At 41.5% G+C, this 25,239-nt stretch carries 22 protein-coding genes, 2 tRNA genes and 3 pseudogenes; 10 read left to right on the plus strand and 17 right to left on the minus strand.

Annotated elements, in window-relative coordinates:
• The first annotated feature begins 184 nt into the window (after nucleotides 1-184).
• Nucleotides 185-751: a cyclase family protein gene (locus C9J12_RS20820; RefSeq protein WP_107244443.1), complete on the plus strand. Its 567-nt coding sequence runs from the start codon at nucleotides 185-187 to the stop codon at nucleotides 749-751.
• Nucleotides 752-877: 126 nt separating this feature from the next.
• On the opposite strand, the gene C9J12_RS20825 is transcribed toward C9J12_RS20820, so the two are convergent.
• The 3 genes from C9J12_RS20825 to C9J12_RS20835 all read right to left on the minus strand — a co-directional run bounded on the left by C9J12_RS20825 (nucleotide 878) and on the right by C9J12_RS20835 (nucleotide 3,507).
• The gene (locus C9J12_RS20825) at nucleotides 878-1,240 is read right to left on the minus strand and encodes a hypothetical protein (protein WP_107244444.1); all 363 of its coding nucleotides are present in this window, start codon (nucleotides 1,238-1,240) and stop codon (nucleotides 878-880) included.
• Between the two features lie 165 nt (nucleotides 1,241-1,405).
• Nucleotides 1,406-2,239: a MalM family protein gene (locus tag C9J12_RS20830; protein WP_107244445.1), complete on the minus strand. Its 834-nt coding sequence runs from the start codon at nucleotides 2,237-2,239 to the stop codon at nucleotides 1,406-1,408.
• 20 nt (nucleotides 2,240-2,259) lie between these two features.
• Nucleotides 2,260-3,507 carry a maltoporin gene (locus tag C9J12_RS20835; RefSeq protein ID WP_107244471.1) on the minus strand — a complete coding sequence of 416 codons (1,248 nt, stop codon included), beginning with the start codon at nucleotides 3,505-3,507 and terminating at the stop codon, nucleotides 2,260-2,262.
• Between the two features lie 284 nt (nucleotides 3,508-3,791).
• On the opposite strand from C9J12_RS20835, the pseudogene C9J12_RS20840 reads away from it, so the two are divergent.
• A pseudogene (locus tag C9J12_RS20840) lies at nucleotides 3,792-3,893 on the plus strand (IS6 family transposase); the annotation flags it as partial.
• A gap of 719 nt (nucleotides 3,894-4,612) precedes the next feature.
• Here the strand turns inward: C9J12_RS20840 and C9J12_RS20845 are convergent.
• The 4 genes and pseudogenes from C9J12_RS20845 to merR form a co-directional block, all read right to left on the minus strand.
• Entirely contained in the window at nucleotides 4,613-4,843 is a 231-nt protein-coding gene (locus tag C9J12_RS20845) for a GDCCVxC domain-containing (seleno)protein (protein ID WP_107244446.1), read from the minus strand.
• Nucleotides 4,836-5,126, minus strand: a complete 291-nt coding sequence (gene merP, locus C9J12_RS20850; RefSeq protein ID WP_107244447.1) for a mercury resistance system periplasmic binding protein MerP — start codon at nucleotides 5,124-5,126, stop codon at nucleotides 4,836-4,838. Before merP ends, C9J12_RS20845 begins: the two co-directional genes overlap by 8 nt.
• A gap of 10 nt (nucleotides 5,127-5,136) precedes the next feature.
• A pseudogene (locus C9J12_RS20855) lies at nucleotides 5,137-5,466 on the minus strand (mercuric transporter MerT family protein); the annotation flags it as partial.
• 70 nt (nucleotides 5,467-5,536) lie between these two features.
• Nucleotides 5,537-5,920 carry an Hg(II)-responsive transcriptional regulator gene (gene merR, locus C9J12_RS20860; protein ID WP_107244449.1) on the minus strand — a complete coding sequence of 128 codons (384 nt, stop codon included), beginning with the start codon at nucleotides 5,918-5,920 and terminating at the stop codon, nucleotides 5,537-5,539.
• A 358-nt stretch (nucleotides 5,921-6,278) separates the two neighbouring features.
• Between merR and C9J12_RS20865 the strand changes: the two genes are divergently transcribed.
• Together C9J12_RS20865 and C9J12_RS31210 are read left to right on the plus strand one after the other, a co-directional pair.
• Complete coding sequence (locus tag C9J12_RS20865; RefSeq protein WP_107244450.1) at nucleotides 6,279-6,545, plus strand: thioredoxin family protein; 267 nt, start codon at nucleotides 6,279-6,281, stop codon at nucleotides 6,543-6,545.
• Nucleotides 6,546-6,639: 94 nt separating this feature from the next.
• Nucleotides 6,640-6,901 (plus strand): annotated as a pseudogene (locus C9J12_RS31210) (DDE-type integrase/transposase/recombinase); the annotation flags it as partial.
• Nucleotides 6,902-6,992: 91 nt separating this feature from the next.
• Here the strand turns inward: C9J12_RS31210 and C9J12_RS20870 are convergent.
• The gene (locus tag C9J12_RS20870; protein ID WP_107244451.1) at nucleotides 6,993-7,229 is read right to left on the minus strand and encodes a DinI-like family protein; all 237 of its coding nucleotides are present in this window, start codon (nucleotides 7,227-7,229) and stop codon (nucleotides 6,993-6,995) included.
• A 422-nt stretch (nucleotides 7,230-7,651) separates the two neighbouring features.
• Between C9J12_RS20870 and C9J12_RS20875 the strand changes: the two genes are divergently transcribed.
• Nucleotides 7,652-9,145: an alpha/beta hydrolase-fold protein gene (locus tag C9J12_RS20875; RefSeq protein WP_107244452.1), complete on the plus strand. Its 1,494-nt coding sequence runs from the start codon at nucleotides 7,652-7,654 to the stop codon at nucleotides 9,143-9,145.
• A gap of 198 nt (nucleotides 9,146-9,343) precedes the next feature.
• Here the strand turns inward: C9J12_RS20875 and C9J12_RS20880 are convergent, their stop codons facing one another.
• From C9J12_RS20880 to C9J12_RS20920, 9 genes are all read right to left on the minus strand, one after another.
• On the minus strand, nucleotides 9,344-9,670 hold the full coding sequence (locus C9J12_RS20880) for a hypothetical protein (RefSeq protein ID WP_107244453.1): 327 nt from the start codon (nucleotides 9,668-9,670) through the stop codon (nucleotides 9,344-9,346).
• A gap of 111 nt (nucleotides 9,671-9,781) precedes the next feature.
• Nucleotides 9,782-11,119, minus strand: coding sequence for a guanine deaminase (gene guaD / locus C9J12_RS20885; RefSeq protein ID WP_107244454.1), 1,338 nt, complete (start codon nucleotides 11,117-11,119; stop codon nucleotides 9,782-9,784).
• Between the two features lie 27 nt (nucleotides 11,120-11,146).
• Entirely contained in the window at nucleotides 11,147-11,980 is an 834-nt protein-coding gene (xdhC, locus tag C9J12_RS20890; protein ID WP_107244455.1) for a xanthine dehydrogenase accessory protein XdhC, read from the minus strand.
• 23 nt (nucleotides 11,981-12,003) lie between these two features.
• Nucleotides 12,004-14,406 (minus strand): xanthine dehydrogenase molybdopterin binding subunit, encoded by a 2,403-nt coding sequence (gene xdhB, locus C9J12_RS20895; protein ID WP_107244456.1) that lies wholly within the window; start codon nucleotides 14,404-14,406, stop codon nucleotides 12,004-12,006.
• Nucleotides 14,399-15,847 carry a xanthine dehydrogenase small subunit gene (gene xdhA, locus C9J12_RS20900; protein WP_107244457.1) on the minus strand — a complete coding sequence of 483 codons (1,449 nt, stop codon included), beginning with the start codon at nucleotides 15,845-15,847 and terminating at the stop codon, nucleotides 14,399-14,401. Before xdhA ends, xdhB begins: the two co-directional genes overlap by 8 nt.
• A gap of 496 nt (nucleotides 15,848-16,343) precedes the next feature.
• A complete protein-coding gene (locus C9J12_RS20905; protein WP_107244458.1) occupies nucleotides 16,344-17,090 on the minus strand; it encodes a GntR family transcriptional regulator in 747 nt (248 codons plus the stop codon).
• Nucleotides 17,091-17,435: 345 nt separating this feature from the next.
• Nucleotides 17,436-18,275, minus strand: a complete 840-nt coding sequence (locus tag C9J12_RS20910; RefSeq protein ID WP_107244459.1) for an energy-coupling factor transporter transmembrane component T family protein — start codon at nucleotides 18,273-18,275, stop codon at nucleotides 17,436-17,438.
• On the minus strand, nucleotides 18,275-19,969 hold the full coding sequence (locus C9J12_RS20915) for an ABC transporter ATP-binding protein (RefSeq protein WP_107244460.1): 1,695 nt from the start codon (nucleotides 19,967-19,969) through the stop codon (nucleotides 18,275-18,277). Before C9J12_RS20915 ends, C9J12_RS20910 begins: the two co-directional genes overlap by 1 nt.
• A 3-nt stretch (nucleotides 19,970-19,972) precedes the next feature.
• On the minus strand, nucleotides 19,973-20,524 hold the full coding sequence (locus C9J12_RS20920; RefSeq protein ID WP_107244472.1) for an ECF-type riboflavin transporter substrate-binding protein: 552 nt from the start codon (nucleotides 20,522-20,524) through the stop codon (nucleotides 19,973-19,975).
• Nucleotides 20,525-21,475: 951 nt separating this feature from the next.
• On the opposite strand from C9J12_RS20920, the gene uvrY reads away from it, so the two are divergent.
• The 5 genes from uvrY (at nucleotide 21,476) to C9J12_RS20945 (ending at nucleotide 25,050) form a co-directional block, all read left to right on the plus strand.
• On the plus strand, nucleotides 21,476-22,120 hold the full coding sequence (gene uvrY, locus C9J12_RS20925; protein ID WP_006233648.1) for a UvrY/SirA/GacA family response regulator transcription factor: 645 nt from the start codon (nucleotides 21,476-21,478) through the stop codon (nucleotides 22,118-22,120).
• Nucleotides 22,121-22,200: 80 nt separating this feature from the next.
• Nucleotides 22,201-23,970: an excinuclease ABC subunit UvrC gene (gene uvrC / locus C9J12_RS20930; protein WP_407675695.1), complete on the plus strand. Its 1,770-nt coding sequence runs from the start codon at nucleotides 22,201-22,203 to the stop codon at nucleotides 23,968-23,970.
• Between the two features lie 58 nt (nucleotides 23,971-24,028).
• The gene (pgsA, locus tag C9J12_RS20935) at nucleotides 24,029-24,586 is read left to right on the plus strand and encodes a CDP-diacylglycerol--glycerol-3-phosphate 3-phosphatidyltransferase (RefSeq protein ID WP_006233650.1); all 558 of its coding nucleotides are present in this window, start codon (nucleotides 24,029-24,031) and stop codon (nucleotides 24,584-24,586) included.
• 293 nt (nucleotides 24,587-24,879) lie between these two features.
• A tRNA-Cys gene (locus tag C9J12_RS20940) sits at nucleotides 24,880-24,953 on the plus strand.
• 21 nt (nucleotides 24,954-24,974) lie between these two features.
• Nucleotides 24,975-25,050: transfer RNA gene (locus tag C9J12_RS20945), tRNA-Gly, on the plus strand.
• Nucleotides 25,051-25,239: the final 189 nt, after the last annotated feature.

A 25,239-nucleotide genomic window follows, 5' to 3' on the forward strand; every position in this document is an offset into this window, starting at 1 on the left:
TAAATACAATCTCATTCGCATTCGATAATGTGCTCCCCAGTGATACTTACTCGATATAAGTCGTGAGTATCACTGGGGATTTTTTTATAATGTCCTTATTTTGATGTTTATTGTCTTAATATTTGTAATGGAGTGTGCTTATTGACGCTAGAATTCTCCCTATCAATTTAGAGGAGAAACAAACATGAACCGAAAGAATATCAGTATTGAAATTTTAGATGATCATCCTGCCCATCAGTGGGCGAAGCGGCAGTCTGATTCTGTGAATGCACTGGGGCATATCGGTACGCACATTGATTGTTATACTAAAATGCCGACAGAGACGGAATATACTACGCCTGTTCACATTATTGATTGTACGCAAGCAATGCCAACGTTAGAGCAAGTTGAATCGCTTGAGTTGTCTGGAAAATCATTGATTTTATTTACAGGAAACGTAGAAGAAAATGACTACGGAAATCCTAATTACGGTGCGAAATCTACGGTACTAAATAGCGATGTATTGGATTCTATTCTGAAACGCTCACCAATGTTTATTGTGATAGATAGCTATGGCATTGGTGCGCATGGTGACGAACATATTTCGTTTGATAAGCGCTGTGAAGACAATAATTGTTTTGTGATAGAAAACGTTCGCCTGACTAAAGCAATGCTGGGCACTTTAGATTCGTTAGAGATCAGTTTCGATTCATCCTCTACCTCCACGGGTAAGCGCTGTGAGGTTATTGCGCTTAGCAGTAAGGAGGAATAATGCCAGCTCGCCCAAGAGTAACCGCGAGTTTGAGCTACATTTGGGTGGCGTTTCAAAAGAGAGCTCTTTAGCAAACGGCGTCATGTATTTCCAGCAATGCTTTATCTAATTATTTGTAACAGCCCCTTATTTTCTTGTGTGGTTGTAATTTACATAGCCCGGTTCGTAAATACCATTTTTGTTGTAATATCCCATATCAGAAAGCCGTTCTAACTCTGTTTTGTTATCAACCTTTTTGCTCTCTGGACTAGGGTAATTTACGTAGTTAGGCTCGTAATGACCAGATGCATTCTTAAATCCAATCTCGTAGAGGTTGGAGCCTTGGTTTAGTGTTGAACTGTGTTCTCTTGCATGCTTGTAATTTACGTAACCCGGTTCATAAAGCCCATTGGCATCGTATCGACCAATATCTTTTAAATCGGCAAAGGTAGGAATACTGATAAGTAAAATGCTACCTAACAATGGAAGTAGCGTAAGTTTGCTCTTCATAGCAGGTATCCTTGTTTGGAGGTACACAGTTAAGAAGACCGAACCTTAACGAATAACTTTCAATTACTCTCTGGGAGGATAGAGTGTATTTATCCTCTATTCATCATCAATGCTAATGCATTCTTATAGAGAGTAGGACTCTTTTTCATTAGAAAGATTTCGCTGCTACTTATGCTCATTTCGACTTTGAACTGCATTGATGAACGTCGCTCTGGCACTTGGGATGCCCAATTTTTCAGCTTCACTAACTAACGTCATGGCATGATCAATATCGCCTTGCTCTACGCTGTTCTGAATAGAATTAAGGTAGTAAGCACTTTTCGCTTCGAGCTCAGGCACATAATCAATAGCAGGTCGAATTGGGTTTAGATTAGTTTGACTCATAGCCGTTACGGTTAAATTTAGTTGACCATACTCGCTGTGCAACGCAGTAAGATCTGGGATCATCGGTGGTTGCGTGCCTGTTCCTATAGCGAAAGCTTTAGCTGGATTAATAACGGTTGTACTGCCTTTTAGATCTTCGGAAGTGGTGTAGATTAAAACATTGACCTGATCTGCCCCGATTTGCGGAACAATGGTAAATTGTTTCTGAATGCGATCACCATCTAAAAGCTTTGCCGGTATATATTTGAATTCATTTGATTTTATGTGATGGATTACCTCTCCTTTGGAATTGGTAACCAATACATTTGGTTCATAAAGGGTCAATTCCTTACCTACATGGCTAGTCAGCACCATGTCTACGGGGCCTCTGTCTGCCGGAATAACAAAACTTGCGACTGGGCCAGTACTGTTATTGTCTAGCAGTACTTGGCTTTTCTCATTAAATTCAAAATTAATGTCTGCCGGAAGGCTCAGCTCCTGCCAGTTCAACTCTGCCAGCGAAACGGTTTTATTGTTTGCGGGATTTTGGGCCTGAGTGCTGACTTCAGGCACCGAGGTACAACCCACAACAAATACGGCCCATAGGTACAACGTTAAGTTTTTTAGCTTTACCATTTCCCTGAGCCTTATCTGGTTTACCACCAAGCTTCAACTTGGACACCCAAGTTGTATTCTGTGTCGTTCCCTATGCCAAAGGCATTATCATTTTCATAGTCTTTCAGGTAACTGGCATATACACGTAGCTCAGGGCGGGCCCAGAAGCTAGAGCCGGCCGACCAAGCTTGTGCCACGGTAAATTTGCTACCGGAGCTATCGACCTTATTGTCCTCTTCTGTAAACCAACCGCCCTCAAACACAGTACGCATGTTTTCGTCCCACTTATACATTGGTCGAACAACTACATTGAAGATAGAATGATCATCTTGGCTGTCAAAACTTGAATTGGCATAAACGATCTGATGTCCGATTTCCCATGTATTTGTTGGAGCAATTACCCCCCAATTAATGATTCGGTAGCCGTCAATACTATCGTCAGAGGTTGCATCAGGTGAGTTACCGGCTCCCAATCCAGCCATTTGTTCACCGTAGCTTTCGGTCGCATATTGGAATATCGTTTTGTTCAAACCACCAATAACGTTGGCCATGGTCATTTCAGCGGTAAGCATCAGTGGGTCTTCGCCAACCACCGCTTTCTGCGCATCCGTTTCGTTGATGAGGCCATAGTTAAAACCAAGCTCTAAATTGGCATCTTGCCAAAGTGCAATTTCGGCGTATCGGATATCGAAGTTATTTACATTGATATCACCGCTATCTTGACGAAGTACCGCTAATGAAAGTTTGCCCGTACCGACAGACAGGTTTTCCACACCGGCACCGGATCCGGATGTATCCCAGTAGTAAAAATCAGAAATGTGAATATCATGTCGCTGATAGTAACGTTTGCCTGCCCAAGAAACAGTATCAGGATTGCTTGGAATGAGCCCCTTAGCCTGAACATTGAACTGACGAATGGCAAATTCCGCATCATTGTCACAGGAGACATCATCAACATCACCCGCTGAATTTTTGAGCAACTCACATGATGTATTCGTGCCTTCGAAATCATTGCTTCCGTCAGAAAGTAAAGCCATCATAGAGTCAACATAAAAGGATTTTCCATCTTGGCTGTAGAGCTCTTTGCCCAATAGGATTTCAGAATAGAGGTCGTCTTCGTTACCGAGGCGACCTACTTTATTCGACTGGTAACGCACCTGCTGGCCGTTTTCACCGCTGATGCCAATACCAGCACGCACATACCCGTGAAAATCGACCTCAGCAGTAACGGTCGAAGAGACGAATACTGTTGCAATTGTAACGGCCTGGCCCAGTGTATTTCTGTTCATTGGTAGCATTCCCCACATGGATTATAGTGCTTTATTCTTCGTTTTTATTTTCTCCTTAAACAGCATAGTCACCTCTGAGAGGCCTTCCATTACATCCATCGAGCAACCAGTAATTTATCTTTTCTAAACTTACAATTGAGACAGGGTTGCGCAAAAAAAACGGGTTTTCGCAAAGTTAGGGATTGCTGCAAAAAATTCAGTTCGGGCTCAGAATCGCTTCTTTCCCCATCGAATCCAGCTATTCAATGACAACCCAGAATTCAAATGAAAACACTTTACCCACAATGAGTTACGCAAGACTTAGTGACATGCTGGCAGCTCGAGAGATTTCTGTTAATCGTTGGTTCATTGAGTCTTCCCCAAAATTACGTAAGAAGTTACGCCGCACCATGCTGTGCCGCTTCCTTAAGGCTACTGGTTATAACCTCAACCATTATTGCAATGAATAAGAGTACAAAAGGCATGCGATTTACTTGAAAGTTCACAACAATATTTTGAGTATATAGCCGAGAGAGTTCCGTATGAGATTCACTCGAAACTAAGTGTTTTACTGGGGGAGGGGACAGGTGTTGGATTTATCAACGAGGGGTAATTCTTGAGCGAGCGTTATGATGTATTAAAGGTGACCTTCTAGAATTCAGTTTACGGGCGTTAAATTACTTTTATATTGTTCAAATATTATCCGTAAAAATTTATCACGCGTACGATTCGATGCTTCCTTGGCTAATCGTATAGATACTAATTTTTTCTGCTTCATCATACATACCTCAATTTGATTACTTTAATTTTATACTCATAATCCAAAATGAAAGCTGAATGGAAACTTATTATGTTTATCTTACTTTAAAATGTCCGGCTTTATTCCCAGATAGAAATGTCTCTTTTTAAGGTAGTTCATTCTGATCAGTAATCACTTTCTTAGTACGTATGGTTCGCAGTCATCGACAGTTGCATCAATAGCGTCGACAACAGTAGCAGAACAAGTGGGTGGGACGGCAGAAGCTGCTTCAGCAGGAGTCATTTTAGATACCGCTGATGAAATTAAAATAACGTACCACGAAATTGTCGTTGAATTTTCACTTTGAGGTGACTTGGGTATATCACGTTAACTATTGCAGCATCCCTGATCTTTTTCAGATGGGTTCTGCTGTATCGGTGGGCAAGGTACTGTGCCATAGGAGCAATAAACGCAACAATCCCCTTGCTTAGGTTTTAATAGCTGGTGACATTTTTCACATTCATAAAACCACTGACAGGCGTTGGTTGGCATTGCTTCAACTTTTTTATTACCGCAGTATGGGCAAGTTAATTCAGACTCTAAGACAATATCATTCATTATTATTTCTCTGCTTAGCTGTTGATGGGTAACCTGCTTCAGCGGTGGATTTCTCTATACTTGCTATGTCAGTTATTTCATCATCGAAAGTGACTCGTGCGAGCTTATCATCAAGAGATGTTTCGACATTGGAAACTCCCTCAACCTTCTTCAACGCAGCCTTTATTGTTAAAGGGCATACTGGACATGTCATAGTGGGGATATCTAACTCAACAACTTGTTCTTTTGCACTGACCGAATTTAAGAACACAACACTAAACAATGCTAATGCTAACCTTTTCATATCAGATCCTTTAAGCAATCACTGGAATCCAGTAAGGGCTTGTTACCAAAGCTAAAGCGATAACAGATGTAATCCATAGTGTCGCCTTTTGATGTTGGCGTGCTTTAGGTATTGCGCATATCGCCCCTTCTTTGCACTTTTTTACAGGACGATAGATACGCCTTGCAGCTAAGAGAAAGGTAACAATAACCGCGATGATGAAGAAAGGGCGATATGGCTCAAGCAATGTTAAGCCACTGATCCATGAGCCGCTAATTCCAAGCAGAAGCAATATAAAAGGGCCTGCACAGCATAAGCCTGCTCCAATAGCTGCGATCATTCCGCCAATCAAAGGGATTGATGGGCTTTTCTCCTTAACTGCATATTATTGATTAAATGTAGCAGCCGTACTTAGGTACGGAGTCAAGTCACTATTCTTTGAAAGAATCAACAATCGGACAGGATAAGTCAGAGGTGCTGGAGCATTGGTCAATTAGGTGACTAAGGTTAGATTCAAGGCGTTGAAGATCGGCGATTTTTTTGCTTACAAGTACAAGCTTTTGTTTGGCAAGTGATTGAACTTCAAGGCAGTCTCCATCTCCTAGCGTCAGGAGGTTTATAATTTCGTCAAGAGTAAAACCTAACTCCTGTGCTCGCTTGATAAAACATAACCTTTGTAATACTTCCGAAGGGTACTGGCGAAAGCCCTCAGTAGGTTTCTGTGGTTGAGCGAGCAAACCTTTTCTTTCGTAAAAACGAATGGTTTCTACATTAACTCCTGCGGCATTCGCTAATTTTCCAATTGTTAACGTCATAACTCACTTCTCAATCGTTTCACACCGTTCAACTACATACTATACCCAAGTTACCTCAAGGTGCTTGGGTATATAGTCGCGAGGTGATTCAGGATACTTAATACCAACTTAAATAAGTATCTGTTCATTCTTATCGATTTTTTATGCGCAAATTTATGACCATTTACTTATCCATATTGGAATAAGAATTACTCAGAGGAATATATTAAGAGACATATGTCATGATGTGCTTGGCTTTGACTCAACTCCAAGGTCTAAAATATATTTAGGGGGACGGATGGCAAAAACACCGACAATTGGAAAATTAACATTGCCTATGGTCATCTGCTATCACCATCGCTTTAAGGAGTAGTAGGTTATGACAGCTAAACGTAAAATTGAGATTTTCAGTGCGGGCTGTGCTGTTTGTAACGAGGTTGTTGAACAGGTAAAGAGTATGGCTTGCCCATCTTGTGATATTACCGTTCTTGATATGCACGAACAAAGCATTGCCGCCCGCGCAAAGGTACTTGGAATCAAGTCACTTCCTGCTGTTGTTATCGATGGCAAACTTGCTGATTGCTGTGCCAAGCGTGGTATTGACGAGTCGGTACTTAGAGCTGCAGGGGTAGGTTCACCTATCTGACCTAACCAGTGCCTATTCCTAGAAATAGATAACCGTGCTTGAAGCACTCGTTAGCAGTCATAGAGGGCAGGAAAGGGGTAACGGGAACGAAACCGTTGATAAATACGGTGATGTGATTGATTTTATCTGTGTGATAAGCGAGACGAAAAAGCAGCTCGAGCTTTTTCCAACAAGGCGATAGGCCAGCATGGCTTACCTGAAAAAGTGGAGCTAATGAGTTAGCGCTGCATAATATCAATGTCCAACTTTGGTTTGCGGGTAAGGTACTCAACCTGATTGAAGTGCTTCAAGTTAACTCTTTAAATAACATAGTTGAGCAAAGTCACCGGAAAATGCCGTCATGTCACTCATTGTGAGTAAAAGCCAGCGAGGTAATCAACACTTTGTCTCGGTATTTCACCCCGCAGATTGCCCCAAAACAGCGACCGTTAACCCACAAATGTGACGTTAATGTTCATAAAGCCATTCGTCTGCTTCATCAAACATTTCTTCAAGTAGCTGACTGACTAATTTTTTATCTGTGCTCAAAGCCCTGAGTACAGTTAACGCATTGTTGTTCCCTTTACGAACGCGAATAACCGCTTCCGGCCAACGTAATAAGATACGACGAGTAAATTCGTTTTCGAGCTTTGGAAATCCGTTATCAGGGAGATTTTTTTTATTCACCATCAATTCAATTTTCATACAACACCTCAAAGAATACTGTATATAACAACAGTGATTATATAGTCAGTGTCATGAAAAGCAATGGCTTTATCTCGATTCTGTCGCAAGCTGGAGTCGTGAATTATGAACTCAATCAACATTCATCACTTCCAAAGCCAGCTTGCGATAGAGAAGAAATGTGAGTTAACTCATTAATTGTATAGCGCTTTCTCTGTTACCGTACCCTGAGTGTTTCTAGCATCAGTCGTATATTGGTTTTGCAGCTTAGTACACGGTTTTACATAGTGAAGGATAAACAATGGATATCGCCAATGCACTCCAAGGTGATTGTCTGGCTTGTTCTGGTGTCTATAAGAAATGTTTTTTAATGAAATGTTCATTTTTATTGGTTCAGCTCAGTGATTTTGAAAAATAGAAATAACAGAAATTTTTGGTGGAATATGATTAATAAAACGAGAACGTTAAGGTGTTTTACTGGGTGTATTAGCGCAACGTTACTTTTGGTTTTGGTTGGCTGTAAAAGTAATATCGAGCTGGGTTCAACAGCATCAACTTGCTCTCTAGTAGGTGGTACCTGGGATTTAATAGCTGATACCGATTATTCACAATGTGGTGGTTCAGGAAAAAAAGAAAAAATGATTTTTACTGTCACTCAGCAGGGGTGCCAATTATCAAATGATTATGGGGTTACTGGTACGATTGATGGCACAGATGTTCAATGGAAGGTACCTCCTTGGTTTATTAATGGTGGCGAAGTCACCTATCTTGAAGCTACTGCCAAAATTCAGGATAAGAAAATAGAAGGGGGCTATTACTGGACATGGAGTGATGGCAATACTGAGTGTTCAGGCACTACCAAAGTAAATGGCACTATTTTGGCGAAGGAAGATGCGATAAGTGCCCAATCGGAGGTGAAAGAAAAAAATCCGATGTTATCACCAAAAGAGGGAAATATTGCCCACACTTTTTCATTAAAAACGCCCAGTGCTAAAGCCGTTTACCTTGCTGGAGAGATGAGCGATTGGAAAGAGAATGTTTTTAAAATGCAGCAAGGAGAAAACGATAATTGGTCTTTAACGCTGTATTTACCACAAGGGGCCTGGCAGTATAAATTTGTTGTAGATGGGCAGTGGAAATATGATCAAAGCAATCCCAAAACAACAGATGATGGCTTTGACGGTTTAAATTCGGTTATTGTTTTAGGGAAAGAGATTGCAGAATTAAGCGTTAACCAGAATATTCCCCATGGCTCAGTCATCAATAGTGATTTTGACAGTAAAGCCCTTGGTGAAAATAGTCCTTTTACTGTGTATCTGCCCCCAGCTTACTCTGCTGATAGCCAAAAAAGTTATCCCCTTTTACTATTACTGCATGGTTATGGTAGCGATCAAGAACAATGGGTCAGAGATGGGAAAATACAAAATTTCATGGACAATCTTATCCATGCCGGATTAATTGAACCATTTATTATAGTTATGCCCTATGGTGATAAAAGTCAGTATGTGAACAACACAGAAACCCATATTATGGACGAATTAATCCCCTATGTAAGGGAACAGTATCGTATAAAGTCGGGTAAAACGTTCACCGCTATTTCAGGGGGATCAATGGGAGGTTTTGGCGCACTCTATTTAGCGCATCGCCATCAGGATGTTTTTGGGTTGTCTGTGCCACTCAGTGGTTATTTTGATCTAAGCTATTACCCAGAATTCAATCCGAAAAAATTCACTATGGAGCCAGAACTTTATATCTATTGCGGTACTGATGATCATATTAGTTTTGCTCGTAATGAAGACCTTGTTAAATTGCTAAAAAAGGAAGGGGTTGATTTCACATATAAGACTGCATCTGGAGGTCATACTTGGCGATATTGGAATGGTATCACCACAGATTTCCTGACGGTTATATCTGATTTCTTTAATAAACAAGCTTAAGTTTAACGAACTCAGAGAGTGGTTAGGTTTCATGAAAACCATATTTCGTTTACGTTCAAATCATGCAGGATCTGACTATGTGCCAACAATAAGCGCGGCTTGTTAGAAAATCGCCTGTTTATACTTTTTAGTGAAAACAGGCGATGGGGCGTTTACTGTTAAATGTGGTGATATGAATTTGAAGATGAAGGGTACGGTCTACTTAGGATAGACAGCCTGGCGACCGCAACCTGCACAAACACCATGTTGAATACGAAGCTCGCAGTCATGAGTTGTAGGATTACCATGCGGGCATGCATCATCAACACCTTCTATATGGTTTAACGAAAAGCTGCCTTGCGTCGCATTACCGCGGGGATCATATTCGCCTTTTTCACCAAACCCTTTATTTGCTTGAATTGTATCAAGCATGGTCGACAGGTCGTGAGCAAATAATTCTGCATAGCGTGCATCTTCTGCGACCATTTCACTCATTCGATGTAATACAGTGGCAACGCGTGTCTGAGCGTTTTTATTATCTGCCATAGTAGTTAAAGCTCCTGTATTGAGGTTGTTATGGCTTCGTTGAGGTAACCATAACAACCTTATATTTGTGGGTAATATGTTCTTAATGTGCATCAGTGCTTTCGACGGCGCTTACACTGCAATTTTCGCTTTAGGCGTTTCACCATGAATGTCGTAAGCTTTCTTGCCATAAATATAGGTTTGAGACACGGTTCTATCGTCTCCAAGGCTCATTAATACAAACAGCTTTTCTTCAAGGTTGATGGTTTGCCTCATTCGAAAACGCATAAGCTGTGTTGCATGAAGGTCTAGTACAACGAAATCGGCTTCTTTCCCTATCGCAAGGTTGCCAATTTTATCGTCAAGGTGCAGGGCTTTTGCTCCGCCTAATGTGGCTAAAAATAGTGACTTGATGGGGTGAAGCTTCTCTTGCTGCAATTGCATGATTTTGTAGGCTTCACTCATGGTTTGTAGCAATGAAAAGCTTGTGCCGGCACCTACATCTGTTCCCATACCTACATTGATATTAAACTTTTCCATTTTAGGTAGGTTGAACAAACCTGAACCTAAGAAAAGGTTAGATGTGGGGCAAAAAGCAATGGATGAATCAGTGTCTGCGAGTCGCTGGCATTCACAATCTGAAAGGTGAATACCATGGGCGAACACCGAGCGTTTGTGCAATAGACCGTAGTGGTCGTATACATCAAGGTAGCTTTCACGATCTGGGAAAAGGTCTAATACCCATTCGATTTCTTTTTTATTTTCAGAAAGGTGGGTGTGCATGAAAACATCAGGGTATTCCTTTAACAACTGACCGACAGTGGCGAGTTGTTCATTGGTACTGGTGGGTGCAAAGCGCGGTGTTACTGCATAATGCAGCCGCCCTTTATTGTGCCAGCGTTCGATTAGCTCTTTAGATTCTTCGTAACCTGATTGCGGTGTGTCGGTAAGGTAATCTGGCGCATTACGATCCATTAGCACTTTACCGGCGATCATGCGTAAATTACGTTTTTCGGCTTCTTCGAAAAAGACATTAACCGATTCTTTATGTACCGTGCCAAATACCAGTGCGGTTGTTGTACCGTTACTGGCGAGTTCATCAAGAAACAGTGTCGCGACTTGATGGGCATAAACTGGATTTTTAAAACGTAACTCTTCGGGAAAAGTATAGTTTTCTAACCAATCTAAAAGCTGTTCACCATAAGAGGCAATCATGCCTGTTTGTGGGTAATGGATATGGGTATCAATAAAGCCCGATGTAATGATTTTATCTTTAAAGACTTTTACTGTGATGTGTTTAGGTTGTCTTGCTAATACATCTTCTGCTGGTCCAATATCAACAATATGACCATTTTCGACAACCAAAACGCCATCTTCAAAATACTGGTAAGAATCGTCGAGTCCGACATCTTTAGGGTCAGCCACGCTGTGTACAATGGCTGAGCGGTATGCGATTTTTTGTGATGCCATTTCGTTCAATCCTATTGTTCGTTCAGATTAAGCCAGCTTGCTCTGTCGAATGGCCGATGCTGTATCAACCGGGCGTTTTTGCTCCAGTTCTTCACCTTGATAGTGAGCAATCAGTTCGCCAGCGACAGAAACGGCAATTTCAGCCGGGTGTTTTCCTTTCACCGCTGCGATGCCAATAGGGCAAACCATGCGTTCTACTGTTGCTTGGTCGTAGCCGCGTTCTGTTAATCTGTAATCAAATTTTTTGCGCTTGGTTTGCGAACCAATCATGCCGAAATAAGCGACGTCTTCACGCTTTAAAATGGCTTTTGCCAAATCGAAATCAAGCTGGTGGTTGTGTGTCATAACAAGGTAATAGCTGTTGGGTGGCATATGTTTGACTTCAGCAACAGGATCGTCACTCACTAGCTTATTAATGCCTGTTGGAAGGTGTTCTGGAAATTCATTTTCGCGCTCGTCAATCCAAGTCACTTTAAAGGGTAGCGTTGCCACAATATGTAGCAGTGCTTTCGCCACATGACCGGCACCAAATAGCACCAAATGATTTTGCTGTTGACCTATGGGCTCAAAGCTTAGTGTTGCCATACCACCGCAGCATTGACCCAAGCGTGCACCAAGGTTAAAACGCTCCACTTTTAAGTGGTTATCGCCGATTAGCAGCATTTCGCGTGCCATTTTTGTCGCCAAATGTTCAAGATGACCGCCGCCAATAGTGGCGACGAGCCCGTCACGAGTTACTAGCATTTTTGTACCTGCATCGCGAGGTACAGAGCCTTTGTCTTCTAAAACGGTGACCATTACGCAAGCTTCACCTTTTTCTTCCAGTCTCGCTAGCTCATGAATCCAGTTATCATTGAACATATTGACGCTCCTAATCCGTTACATTATTTTTCTTCTTCATTGAGCTCTACTGTTACTTCTAACTCTGGTTGATCAACGTGTTGTACATTTTGTACTGCCCATAGCACGCGTTCTGGTGTTGCTGGCGTATCCAGTTTTGGAATAGCATTGTTTACAGCAACAGAAGCGATGGCATCTTTTAATGCACTCCACACAGACATGCTAAGCATGAATGGGGGTTCACCGACAGCTTTCGAATTAAAGACGGTATCTTCAGGGTTGCTGCGGTTTTCCAGTAAATGAGTGCGGAAATCGATAGGCATATCAGCAATCGCTGGGATCTTGTAGCTTGCCGGACCATTAGTCGTGAGTTTGCCTTGTTCATTCCACACTAATTCTTCAGTTGTTAACCAACCTACGCCTTGAATGAAACCACCTTCAATCTGACCGATATCAATGGCAGGGTTTAAGGATGCCCCTACATCATGTAATAAATCGGCACGCAGTATTTTGTATTCACCAGTTAAGGTATCAATAACCACTTCAGAGCAAGATGCGCCATAGGCGTAGTAGTAGAACGGGCGACCACGTGCTTTTTGGTGATCGTAGAAAATCTTCGGTGTGCGATAAAAACCGGTACTTGAAAGTGAGATTTGATTGAAATAAGCCAATTGAATCAGTTCTTCAAACGGCATGTATTTATCGCGAATTTTTACAATACCACTTTTGAATACCACTTCTTCTTCGCTAACCTTGAAGTGTGAACTCGCAAATTCAACTAATCTGCGTTTAATCGTTTGCGCGGCATTTTGTGCTGCTTTACCGTTCAAATCGGTACCCGATGAAGCTGCCGTCGGTGAGGTGTTTGGCACTTTATCGGTATTGGTGGCCGTGATTTGAATGCGGTCGATATCGACTTGGAACTCTTGAGCAACAATTTGTGCCACTTTGGTGTTTAAACCTTGTCCCATTTCAGTACCACCGTGGTTTAGGTGAATACTGCCATCGGTATAAATATGAAGTAGGGCGCCCGCTTGGTTCAAGAACGTTGCTGTGAACGAAATACCAAATTTAACGGGTGTAATGGCTAAGCCTTTTTTGAGTATTGGGCTGGTTTTGTTAAAGGCGTTAATTTCTTTACGACGTTCGTGGTACTGGCTGGTGGTTTCAAGTTGTTCTGTTATGTCGTGTATGAAGTTATCTTCAACGGTTTGGTAGTAGTGCGTGATATTACGGTCTTTATCATCGTAGTAGTTGTGTTTACGCACTTCTAGCGGATCTTTCTTTAGGTAGCAGGCGATTTCATCCATGATATGTTCAATGGTCATCATGCCCTGCGGGCCACCAAATCCGCGGTATGCGGTGTTAGAGGCGGTATTGGTTTTACAGCGATGCCCCGTTACTGTTGCATCGCCCAAGTAATAGGCGTTATCAGAGTGGAACATGGCGCGATCGACAATAGAACTTGATAGGTCTGGCGAATAACCACAGTTACCCGCAACCGTAATATCAATACCTTGGATACGGCCGTTGTCATCAAAGCCGACTTTATATTGGTTGTAGAACGGGTGGCGTTTTCCCGTTATTTGCATATCATCATTACGCAACAAGCGCATTTTTGTAGGGCGACCTGTTAGATGGGCAACGACTGCCGCCATACAAGCAGGGCCTGCCGCTTGCGTTTCTTTTCCGCCAAAACCACCACCCATTCTACGCATATCAATGACGATTTTATGCATTGGCACACCCAGTACTTCAGCAACCAATTTTTGTACTTCGGTCGGGTTCTGTGTAGAGGTATAAACGATCATGCCACCATCTTCAGTTGGCATTACGCTGCTGACTTGTGTTTCTAAATAGAAGTGCTCTTGCCCACCGATATGCAGATCACCTTCAAGCACATGCTTGGCTTTCTTCAATGCAGCAGCCGAATCACCACGTTTTTGTTGATGGCTTTCAGTCACGAAATGCTTCTTTTCTAGCGCCTCTTTAACATCAAGAATCGCTGGAAGAGGGTCATACTCGATAATGGCTGCTTGTGCGGCTTTACGTGCTGTTTCTAAATCATTGGCAGCAACGGCCAAGATAGGTTGTCCGTAGTATTCTACTTTTCCATCAGCCAGTAGTGGATCGCCGGGTAAAATCGCACCAATATCCAGTTGCCCGGGTACATCTTTACTGGTGATAACAATCTCGACACCCTCGAATTCGTAACACGGGCTAACGTCAATTTTGGTGATATTGGCGTGCGCTTGAGTGCTTAAACGCGCATACAAATGAAGTTGGTTAGGAAACTCTAAACGGTCATCGATATAGACAGCTTCACCAGTTACTTGCTTACCAGCGCTGTCGTGCTTAACGCTTTTACCTACGCCAGTTGTTAAATCTTGTTTTACAAGCGCCACCATCTCTTCGTGGCTCAATGCATTACCATGATGATTAGACATAAGAGGTCACCCTTGTTTCAATTTGATTATTCACGTTTTGCTGTTCGATAAAGAAGCGATAAAGCATGTTGGCGGCTGTTTGGCTGCGGTATTCTTTACTTGCTCGGAAATCAGAAAGAGGCTCGAAATCATTCTCTAATGTAATCATTGCGGCTTTCACTGTGGCTACATTCCATTTCTTCCCGAGTAACGCTTGTTCACACGTAGCTGCGCGTTTGGGTGTTGCAGCCATGCCACCGAAGGCAATACGCATTGAGGAGACTACGCCGTTATTTAATTCGAGATTAAATGCGCCGCATACTGCAGAGATATCATCATCGAGTCGTTTGGAAAGCTTGTAAGCACGGAACTCTTTGTGGGCTTCAGGCATAGGGATAATGATTTTTTCGATAAACTCTGAAGGTTGTTGTGCGGTCACTTTGTAGCTAATGAAGTAATCTTCAATCGGAATAGTACGAGACTCTTTACCACGACGAAGCGTAATGTTGGCATTGAGTGCAATCAGTAGAGGGGGCGTGTCACCAATAGGGGAAGCATTCGCAATATTGCCACCCAGCGTACCTTGGTTACGAACTTGCAGCGATGCAAAGCGGTGAAGCAAATCACCAAAATAAGGGTAGTGTTTGCTGATTACCTCGTAGCAATCGCTGATCGGTAAATTTGCACCAATGATAATATCGCTATCGGTTTCCTTTAATACTTTCATATCGGCAACTAGATTTACGCTAATCAACTGTTCAATTTCGCGGTGGAATTGTGTTACTTCAAGTGCTAAATCTGTTCCGCCTGCCAGTAGGCGTGCTTCAGGGTAGGTCAGTAATAGTTCCGCCAGTTCATCTGTTGTTGTAGGTGAAAAGCTTGATAGATTCTCATAGTTAAGTGTAGCGGGTTCATTACTGATACTTTTAAGATTTTCGATAGTATGTAGTTCAAGTTCGGCAAACTGATCGAGAATGGGTTTATCGGTGCTCAGTGACATCGCCGCATCTATAATGGGGCGGTAGCCTGTGCATCGGCAAAGGTTGCCAGCTAAAGACTCTAAAATATCTTCTTTGTTGGCTTGAGGGCGATTCTTACTGAGTGCAAACATCGACATGATAAAACCGGGTGTGCAGTAACCACACTGTGAGCCATGAAACTCAACCAAGGCTTGCTGAACTGGATGAAGAGATTTATCGGTATTCTGCAAATCCTCTACCGTGATTAATTGTTTTCCGTGTAGGGCCGAAACAAAGGTTAGGCACGAATTAACCGAGCGATATTGTAGTTGTCCATTCACTAACTCACCGAGTACAACCGTACATGCGCCACAGTCACCTGAACCACAACCTTCCTTAGTTCCTGTCTTATTTACTTGAGTGCGCAGATAATTGAGCACGGTCATATTAGGTGAAAGTTGAGTTTCTTCTCGTACTTTCTGATTCAGTAAGAATTTAATCAAGAGACCTCCTTGGCTAGGTTGCGATTTTTCTGACCTTTGAGTCAATATTGTTCAAGCTGACTTTTTAGTCAACTATTATTTTACAACTTTGCAACAATTTTGGATGAGCCAGTGTTTGTTATAAATTTCTTAATAATCAATTGTTTGGTATGTTTTTTTGGTTTTTGTTTATTGTTTTAATACTTTTTATGCGGAAAATGTTTTGTTGTAACATTTTGTTTTCCATATTGCATACACTACTAAATACAATTATGGCAGAGATATCGATGGCTATTGTGTGGATTGTCAGAATAATTGATTGATACTTGGCATGATGTTTATTTAAGTAGATAAGATTATGTCAGGTGAGTTTTTTTAAATAAAAAAGGGCTGTAGATACAAGAAAGTGAAATAGTTGTTTTGGGGTGATAAGCGTAGAGGATATTAAAAAACAGGAAGATGTGTGCAGGTTAGGGGGGTAAGTTGGCTCTGTTTATGGCAACAGAGCCTATGTGAATTATGCTTTGTTTAAGGCATTACTCTTAATGACATTAGAGAAAACGACATGCAAATCATTAGACGCAGTTTCACCATCTAGGCTCAGTTTGGAGCGAATATGATTTAAATGTTCTGTCATTAACGATAGAGCTTTTTCTTTATCACCAGCTTCAATGGCATCCAATAAAATGGTGTGTTCATCTAAAGAACAATTAGCATTGTTGCCTACTTCGTATTGCGCAATTAATAACGAGGTTTGAGAAACCAGGCTTCGCTGAAAATTGAGAAGAGGGGCGTTGTTTGCCATCTCTGCAAGTTTGAGGTGAAATTCACCAGATAGGCGAATACCACTACCAAAATCCCCTTTTTCAAAGGCATTTAATTCTGCTGTTACCAGCTTGCGGATTTGCTTTATTTGCTCTTGGGTAGCATTTTCAACCGCTAATTCAGTAATAGCGAGTTCCATTACTTCTCGTGCTTTAAAAATTTGCTTTGCTTCTTCAATCGTTGGTGCTGCAACAATAGCCCCACGGTTAGGACGAATCACAACAACTTGTTCAAGGGAAAGGCGCAGCAGTGCTCGGCGAATAATGGTACGGCTAACACTGAATATTTCACTTAAAGCCTCTTCATTCAGCTTGGTGCCTGGCGGTAATCGTTGTTCTAAAATAGCATCAAAAATATGACAGTAAACAACATCATCCTGAGTCTGATTTGGGGATTTAGTTTTTGATTTTTTTTGTATTGATTTGCTGAGACTTGTCATTCGGATGATAAACCTTCTAATCCTGCATCTTGAGGTAGCTTGGGTATAGGTATACTTTGTTATAATTTGCTACCTTTAATATTACTCGTTTTGTGTACAATTTCTTAGCTTTATTGTCTTTTTTGTTACAGCAATCGACTTAGTTATCAAAATTAAGCATCAATATTGTCTTTTGGTCTAGCTACACATGATTTTGCTGAATGGTTTGGCTTAGTAGCTTGACTGAAGGCGGGGATGAAAACAAAAAAGCCAGCTATATTCTCTCTTTCTAGTTAAAAGTATATAAGAACTGGCTTTCATGATGTTTGGCAATATTCAACCTAGGTTACGCTAGGCAAATAACACTCAGAATGGATACCAAAATAACTGTTCTGATTGATAACGCTTGATAAAGCCTAATGTCAGAACAATCGCGATGACCAATAGAGTAAGGTAATCATTTTTGGTCATTGGCTTTAAGCTGTACCAAGAGCGCCGCTTATTACGACCAAAACCGCGTAATGTCATGGCATTGGAAATAACATCGGCGCGATCAAGGCTAGAGAAAATCAATGGACCAAGAATTTTAGCAACATTTTTAATGCGCTTCATTACCGGAACATTATTAGAAATGTCAACACCACGGGCTTGCTGCGCATGCATGATATTCATGAAGTCTTTCATTACTTCGGGTAAATAGCGCAAGGTCAAACTGACGGCGTAAGCGATCTTGTAAGGCACCCCTAATTTGTTCAAGCTAGCTGAAAATTCAGTAGGGTGAGTGGTAAAGACAAAGACCAACGCAATAGGGAACATACTGAAATACTTAAGTGTGACAGTAAGCAGGTAGAATAATGTTTCAACAGTGACTTTATAGTCACCAAAGAGTGTTAACAGTACCGTTTCACTACCCATGTACTCGACACCTTGTAAGGGTGCAATTAGAAACATAAATAATGCGTTCATCAAAAGAACAACAGACGTACCGATTAAAAGAGGTTTATAGACTGAGAACGGCACTTTACTGATTTTTAACAGTGCTAAGCCGACTAAGATCATTGCGCAAATAACACGTAAATCAAAGGTGATCAGCACCATGGTTACCCAGCTCATGAATAAGATGAACTTAGTGATACCATTTAACGCATGCAAGGCAGAGCCGGTATTGACATAGCTAATGCCAAATTTAATTTTATTTGTTTTCATTATTTATTCTTTGCCTCATGTTCAATAAAGTAATGAATGAAGTTATCGATACGTTCAATCCCCATTGCATGTGCTAATGAATACAGGCTGGTTACGGTTAAGTTGGCTTTTTCTAGCAGAGTTGGCTGGCTAAAAATGGTGTTTACAGGTGCATCGGCTAATAATTGGCTATTAGCAATGACGATGGCACGCTGGGTATATTCGAGAACAAGGTGCATATCATGCGAGATGATCAGAATGGTAATGCCGAGTTTGCGGTTAAGCTCTCGCACAAACTCCATCATTAATGTGTAGTGATGGTAGTCTTGACCTGCTGTCGGTTCATCCAGAATTAAGAGTTCAGGCTCAAGCACTAAGATAGTGGCAATCGTTACGCGCTTCTTCTGACCATAACTTAAAGCATCAATTGGCCAATGGCGGTATTTTTTCAAACCGCATAGCTCAAGAATATCGAAAACTTTGCGTTCTACTGTGGCTTCATCGATTCCTCGATTTCGTAAACCTGATGCAATTTCATCAAAAATCATATGGTGTGAAATCATATGATTGGGGTTTTGTAATACGATACCGATCTTTTGGCTGCGTTCAAAAATAGAGCTTTGTGCTAAATCTTGACCGTTCATGAAAATAGACCCAGTATCAGGTTCTAACACACCCATGATTAAACGCGTGATCGTTGATTTTCCTGAACCATTCTTCCCTAAAATGGAAACAAATTCCCCTTTATTGATATGAAAGCTCACATCTTCAAGGGTGTTTTTAATACCATCGTATGAGTACGAAAGGTTATTGACAGTAAGCAAGCGCTCACTGTTTTCTGGAGTACATTCCGCTGATGATTGGCGATACCAATTTTCGATCTGTGGCTTAAATTTATCAAGATTTAATGTCGAAAAATATGCTGGTTTATCGTCTTCGGTTATTTGGCATCCAGCCGCTTTTAACGCCGATATATAAAGAGGCTCACGTATTCCATGCTGCTCTAATAGATCACTGGCAATGAGTTGGTCGGGCGTCATGTTGGCAACAATTTCACCTTTTTCCATCATAATGATGCGATCAACGGGGCGATGAAGAACATCTTCAAGGCGATGCTCAATAATGATAACCGTTTTGCCTGTATCACGATGAAGGTGATCAATAATGTCGATGGCGGCTTTGCCTGTTTTGGGATCCAAGCTCGCCAGCGGTTCATCAAACAATAAGATATCGACATCATCGACCATAACGCCCGCAAGAGATACGCGCTGTTTTTGACCACCACTAAGGTCAAAAGGAGACACATCTAAGATGTCATCAAGCTCAACCATTTTGGCGGTGTCTTTAACAATAGTATGCATGTCTTCTTGAATAACCATTTGGTTTTCAAGTGCAAAGGCAATATCTTCGCCCACGCTTAGACCGACAAATTGTCCATCAGTATCTTGCAGTACAGTGCCGACGATATTGGTGCATTGGTGAAGATCTAATGATTTGGTGTCTTTACCGTTAATTTTAAGGCTACCAGAACAATCGCCTTTGACGGCAAAGGGAATTAAGCCATTCAAGCATTGGCCTAGTGTTGATTTGCCACTACCGCTTGGACCAACAATGACAACTTTTTCGCCTTTCCCAATGGTTAGGTTGATATTTTTTAGGGTTGGCTTTTCTAACGCCCAATACTTGAACGTGAAATTAGTGAATTCAATAGTCATCAGTTAATCAGCTTCTTTAAGGTTGTAGCTTTGTTGTTTTCTTTTTGCCACAGCCGTCAAAATGTAGTGACCAACAATCGCAATTAATAGGGTGTTACCTGTGGCAATAATGGTGAGCTGCGCCATCACTTTGGTAAAGGGTTCGGCATAAAGCACAGAATCTAAATAGGCAGAGCAGCCATAGCCAATAACATTGCCAAGAAAAGCAAGGAAGACAAACAAGGAGAAATCAAATTTAGTGAATTTCCCCATATCTAAACGGCCTCGGGTGATTTTGGGGTAAAGACCAATGATCAGTCCGACTAACCCCGAGCCAAGTACCCACGTTAGCCATACACCCCAGCCCGCAAACATATCGGTAACCCAATGGCCAATAAAGCCAACCAGAAAACCAACAAGGGGCCCAAATAAAACAGAAAACAACGCCAATACCGCCATTGCAGGCTTAAGCGTTGTGTTAGCAAATACGGGGATACCAAACATAGGTAAACCGCCAATGCCGTAAAGTGCAGCACCAATGGCGATTAAAACCACCGTTTTAGCAGAAAGATTCATGATATAACCTTCAGTCAACTCTTGGTGATTGCTCGTCATAGAGAAGGCAAGTTTGGATAGCCTCTTTGAAGTGAACAATCTTCGTTATAATGGATGTCGCAAATACTGCTTTAATTTTACGGTTACTAACTAACCACCGGTAAAACGTAAATCGTCAAGACTCTGATTCTGAGTGCGAATAATCCATTATTGTGCAAGAGCGATGATGGTATATGTGTAGCGTTGTAACCTTTTAATCGGCGGCAATACTACATGAAGCTGTAACAGAAATAAAAGCTTTCCATCTAGACGTCTAAGTATTGAGCGAAACTCATAAATTCTACGGTATTTCTAGCTTAAACAGCCTTCACGCTTCATATATAAACAGGAGATATGATTACAAAAGGGAAGTGATGAACATTTTACAGAACGTAATAATCATTTTCGTCTAGATTCAGTGAAAGTTAGGCAGGGTAAACTAATCTTGTATTAAGAGTTAGTCATAATTTAGTTGTCGTGCAGGAGTGCTCTATTTGTTGTGTTTTCGTTATAACTTATTGTTTGATAAGTAGTTACTGATAGGGCTATCATAAAGTGTGGTGAAGACGCCTTCTTTAGGTAAACACTGTAGTAATAACGTTGAAATTAGTGTGGATGTATTTCTAATCGTTACCTTGTTTGTTAAATAACTTACCTGTATGTAATGTAAATAATTGGATATACTGAATTTTCTACTTTATTTTTTTTGATGTATGGTAAATACTGCTGGTTGCCTTGTTTTATTTTGAAGCATGCAATAAAAACATTTTCGTTATATAGTGTCTTTGTTTGTATTTATTCGAAATTTTGCGCTATCACACAAAATCAGTATGTGTACTGATTTTAAGTTAGGGTAAAATTAGGGTAAAATTAGTAATTGCAATCCCGCCAATTCCGGCAGGGTGCAGAGCCAAATCATATTGGAGATACAGCTTGATTAATGTATTCCTTGTAGATGATCACGAACTGGTTCGCACAGGGATCCGACGTCTTCTTGAAGATGTCCGTGGAATAAAAGTGCTAGGAGAAGCCGACAGTGGTGAGGAAGCCGTAAAATGGTGTCGTGCGCAACATGCCGATATCGTTCTTATGGATATGAATATGCCTGGTATTGGTGGTCTAGAAGCTACACGGAAGATTCTTCGTTTCAATCCCGACATCAAAATTATTGTATTAACGATTCATACTGAAAATCCTTTCCCAACGAAAGTGATGCAAGCTGGTGCGGCTGGATACCTTACTAAAGGTGCTGGTCCTGATGAAATGGTTAATGCTATTCGTATGGTTAATAGTGGGCAACGTTATATTTCGCCTGAAATCGCGCAGCAGATGGCGTTAAGCCAGTTTGCACCTGATTCTGAAAATCCGTTTAAAGACCTTTCAGAACGTGAACTTCAAATTATGATGATGATCACGAAGGGGCAAAAAGTCACTGACATTTCAGAGCAACTCAGTTTAAGTCCAAAAACAGTGAATAGTTACCGTTACCGTTTATTCAGCAAACTGGATATAGGCGGTGATGTTGAGCTTACCCATCTAGCAATTCGTCACGGAATGTTGGACACAGAGACGTTGTAGTGTCAGAAGCATTAGATGAAAAGAGCTTTGATGCAAAAAGCTTTCTAAAAACAGTTACTCACCAACCTGGCGTCTATCGTATGTATGATGCCGTTGGTGACGTAATTTATGTTGGGAAAGCCAAAGATCTTAAAAAGCGCCTATCGAGTTATTTTCGAACTAACGTAGCTGGAGAGAAAACCAGAGCGTTAGTGAAAAATATCTGTAAAGTGGATGTTACGGTAACCCATACCGAGACAGAGGCGCTGATCCTTGAGCATAACTATATTAAATTGTACTTGCCTAAGTACAATGTACTACTGCGCGATGACAAATCTTACCCGTATATCTTCTTGAGCAATCATCATCATCCCCGTCTTTCTATTCACCGAGGCACTAAAAAGCGCAAAGGTGAATATTTTGGTCCATACCCCGACGCGGGGGCGGTACGTGAAAGCCTGCATTTAATGCAGAAACTATTTCCTATTCGCCAATGTGAAGATTCTGTTTACGCAAACCGAAGCCGCCCTTGTTTGATGTATCAAATTGGTCGTTGTTTAGCTCCGTGTGTTAAAGAGCTAATAACCGAGAAAGATTACGAAGACCAAGTCAGTTTTGCGCGTTTATTTTTACAAGGTAAAGATCGTCAAGTAATCGCTTCACTGGTAGAGAAAATGGAGCAAGCTAGCCAAAGTTTGAATTTTGAACAAGCTGCGACTTTCCGCGATCAAATTCAGGCGCTACGCCGTGTTCAAGAGCAACAATTTGTCAGTCATGACAGTGAAGATGATCTTGATGTGATTGGAATTGCCCATCAAAACGGCATGGCATGTATTCATGCGCTTTATATTCGCCAAGGTAAAATATTAGGCAGCCGCAGCTATTTCCCCAAAATGCCAAGCGATGCTGAATTAACTGAAGTCCTATCGAGTTTTATTACGCAGTTTTATCTGAATCAAGCGGAGGGTAGGGTTATTCCGTCGGTCATTATCTTAGGTGAAAATTTAGGAGATGATGCTGCGGTTATTACGGAAACGTTGTCTGACATTGCGGGTCGGAAAATTGAACTAAAAGTGAACCCTCGTGGTAACCGTGCGCGTTATCTGAAACTGGCGCAAACCAACGCAATGACAGCGCTCACAAGCAAGCTTAGTCATAAGATGACCATTCATGAACGGTTCTCTGAGCTACGTAAGGCTCTGAACCTCGAGACTATTACTCGAATGGAATGTTTTGACATTAGCCATACGATGGGTGAAAAAACGGTAGCTTCTTGTGTGGTATTTAATCAAGAAGGTCCGTTTAAGCAAGATTATCGACGTTATAATATTACGGGTATCACTGGTGGTGATGATTACGCTGCTATGGGGCAAGTATTAGAGCGTCGCTATGGTAAGCCGATGGAACCCGAAAAAATCCCCGATATTATTTTCATTGATGGTGGACGAGGTCAGCTATCAAGGGCGTATAATGTCGTGAAACCATTTATGGATGAATGGCCTAAGCAACCACTACTCATTGGTATTGCGAAAGGGGTAACACGTAAAGCAGGGCTTGAAACATTAATTTTTATCACGGGTGAAGAATTTTCTCTGCCCAGCGATTCACCCGCATTGCATTTGATTCAGCATATACGTGATGAAAGCCATAATCATGCGATTAGTGGTCACCGTGCACAACGTGCCAAAGTGAGAAAACGTAGTGCTTTAGAAGATGTGGAAGGTATTGGCCCTAAACGCCGTCAAGCGTTACTTAAATTTATGGGTGGTTTACACGAATTAAAACGAGCAAGTAGAGAAGAGATCGCTAAAGTGCCTGGAATAAGTAAAGCTTTGGCAGAAAAGATATATGACGCATTGCAACACGGGTAGCTTTGCGGCACTCTTGTATCTGTAGTGGTACTGTCGTTAATTATAAGAATTAAGAATTATGCGTTTATCAATTCCGAACATATTAAGCTTCATTAGACTTATACTCATCCCTTTCTTTGTTATTGCTTTTTACTTGCCTTATGAGTGGTCTGCATTTGCAACTGCGTTAATATTTTTTATTGCAGGTGCTACTGATTGGTTTGATGGTTACCTTGCCCGCAAACTGAATCAAACAACTCGTTTCGGCGCATTTATTGATCCAGTTGCTGATAAGCTAATGGTAATCACGGCGATGGTGTTGGTTGTTGAACACTACCACTCTATTTGGGTAACTATTCCTGCCGTTACCATGATAGGTCGCGAAATCATTATTTCTGCATTACGTGAGTGGATGGCTGAACTCGGTAAGCGTGCAAGTGTTGCCGTTTCTTGGGTCGGTAAAGTGAAAACTGCATCTCAGATGTTTGCATTATTGTTATTACTTTGGCACCCACACGAATGGGTAACATGGTTAGGTTATGTATCACTTTACGTTGCAATGGTATTGACTTATTGGTCTATGTACCAATACCTTAAAGCCGCAAAAGGTGACTTGCTGAATGCTGAGCATCATTAAGTCTCAAGGTATTACCTTATTCTAAAATAGATTTTGGAAGCGGCTAATTAGCCGCTTTTTTATTATCTGATGCAAAGGTGAATTTTATTTCTTTGTTGATTAATTCATCTCTTTGATGTCGTTATAGTGTCTTTGGCTAAAAGGTAAGCGAACAAACGCTTTTGTTGCATTTTTTCCGTGACAGCATCATTTGAATCTGTAGAATGGCCGACATACCGCAGCAGGGCAACCTACTACGGTTAGTGATTGAAAGATTACTTAATTCTTTAAGATGTTTTGGCTTTAAAGAATATGGCGCGTTGGCAGAGTGGCTATGCAGCGGATTGCAAATCCGTGTACCTCGGTTCGACTCCGGGACGCGCCTCCATTATTCCTTGAGAATAATATTGCGACACTAGCTCAGCTGGTAGAGCGCAACCTTGCCAAGGTTGAGGTCACGAGTTCGAGCCTCGTGTGTCGCTCCAAATTTTGTACTAACGGTCACGTTACATTGGCAGACCGTTATTAAAGATGGTGTCTAACCGCTTTTTTATAAAGCACATTGGTTAGGAGCATCGCAATAAAGAATTGCGTGCCCTGGTGGTGGAATTGGTAGACACAAGGGATTTAAAATCCCTCGGCGTTCGCGCTGTGCCGGTTCAAGTCCGGCCCGG

The organism is Photobacterium frigidiphilum (assembly GCF_003025615.1).
In the GTDB taxonomy this organism is placed as follows: Bacteria; Pseudomonadota; Gammaproteobacteria; order Enterobacterales; family Vibrionaceae; genus Photobacterium; species Photobacterium frigidiphilum.

What these genes read in the sequence shown, in the direction of transcription:
- C9J12_RS20830 (WP_107244445.1), bottom strand. Translation starts at nt 2,239, where the DNA reads ATGGTAAAGCTAAAAAACTTAACGTTGTACCTATGGGCCGTATTTGTT.
- xdhC (WP_107244455.1), bottom strand. Translation starts at nt 11,980, where the DNA reads ATGTTCAATGATAACTGGATTCATGAGCTAGCGAGACTGGAAGAAAAA.
- C9J12_RS20865 (WP_107244450.1), top strand. Translation starts at nt 6,279, where the DNA reads ATGACAGCTAAACGTAAAATTGAGATTTTCAGTGCGGGCTGTGCTGTT.
- C9J12_RS20910 (WP_107244459.1), bottom strand. Translation starts at nt 18,275, where the DNA reads ATGAAAACAAATAAAATTAAATTTGGCATTAGCTATGTCAATACCGGC.
- C9J12_RS20835 (WP_107244471.1), bottom strand. Translation starts at nt 3,507, where the DNA reads ATGAACAGAAATACACTGGGCCAGGCCGTTACAATTGCAACAGTATTC.
- xdhB (WP_107244456.1), bottom strand. Translation starts at nt 14,406, where the DNA reads ATGTCTAATCATCATGGTAATGCATTGAGCCACGAAGAGATGGTGGCG.
- C9J12_RS20880 (WP_107244453.1), bottom strand. Translation starts at nt 9,670, where the DNA reads ATGGCAGATAATAAAAACGCTCAGACACGCGTTGCCACTGTATTACAT.
- C9J12_RS20915 (WP_107244460.1), bottom strand. Translation starts at nt 19,969, where the DNA reads ATGACTATTGAATTCACTAATTTCACGTTCAAGTATTGGGCGTTAGAA.
- C9J12_RS20845 (WP_107244446.1), bottom strand. Translation starts at nt 4,843, where the DNA reads ATGAATGATATTGTCTTAGAGTCTGAATTAACTTGCCCATACTGCGGT.
- C9J12_RS20825 (WP_107244444.1), bottom strand. Translation starts at nt 1,240, where the DNA reads ATGAAGAGCAAACTTACGCTACTTCCATTGTTAGGTAGCATTTTACTT.
- C9J12_RS20820 (WP_107244443.1), top strand. Translation starts at nt 185, where the DNA reads ATGAACCGAAAGAATATCAGTATTGAAATTTTAGATGATCATCCTGCC.
- C9J12_RS20870 (WP_107244451.1), bottom strand. Translation starts at nt 7,229, where the DNA reads ATGAAAATTGAATTGATGGTGAATAAAAAAAATCTCCCTGATAACGGA.
- merP (WP_107244447.1), bottom strand. Translation starts at nt 5,126, where the DNA reads ATGAAAAGGTTAGCATTAGCATTGTTTAGTGTTGTGTTCTTAAATTCG.
- merR (WP_107244449.1), bottom strand. Translation starts at nt 5,920, where the DNA reads ATGACGTTAACAATTGGAAAATTAGCGAATGCCGCAGGAGTTAATGTA.
- C9J12_RS20875 (WP_107244452.1), top strand. Translation starts at nt 7,652, where the DNA reads ATGATTAATAAAACGAGAACGTTAAGGTGTTTTACTGGGTGTATTAGC.
- guaD (WP_107244454.1), bottom strand. Translation starts at nt 11,119, where the DNA reads ATGGCATCACAAAAAATCGCATACCGCTCAGCCATTGTACACAGCGTG.
- uvrC (WP_407675695.1), top strand. Translation starts at nt 22,201, where the DNA reads ATGTATGATGCCGTTGGTGACGTAATTTATGTTGGGAAAGCCAAAGAT.
- C9J12_RS20905 (WP_107244458.1), bottom strand. Translation starts at nt 17,090, where the DNA reads ATGACAAGTCTCAGCAAATCAATACAAAAAAAATCAAAAACTAAATCC.
- C9J12_RS20920 (WP_107244472.1), bottom strand. Translation starts at nt 20,524, where the DNA reads ATGAATCTTTCTGCTAAAACGGTGGTTTTAATCGCCATTGGTGCTGCA.
- pgsA (WP_006233650.1), top strand. Translation starts at nt 24,029, where the DNA reads ATGCGTTTATCAATTCCGAACATATTAAGCTTCATTAGACTTATACTC.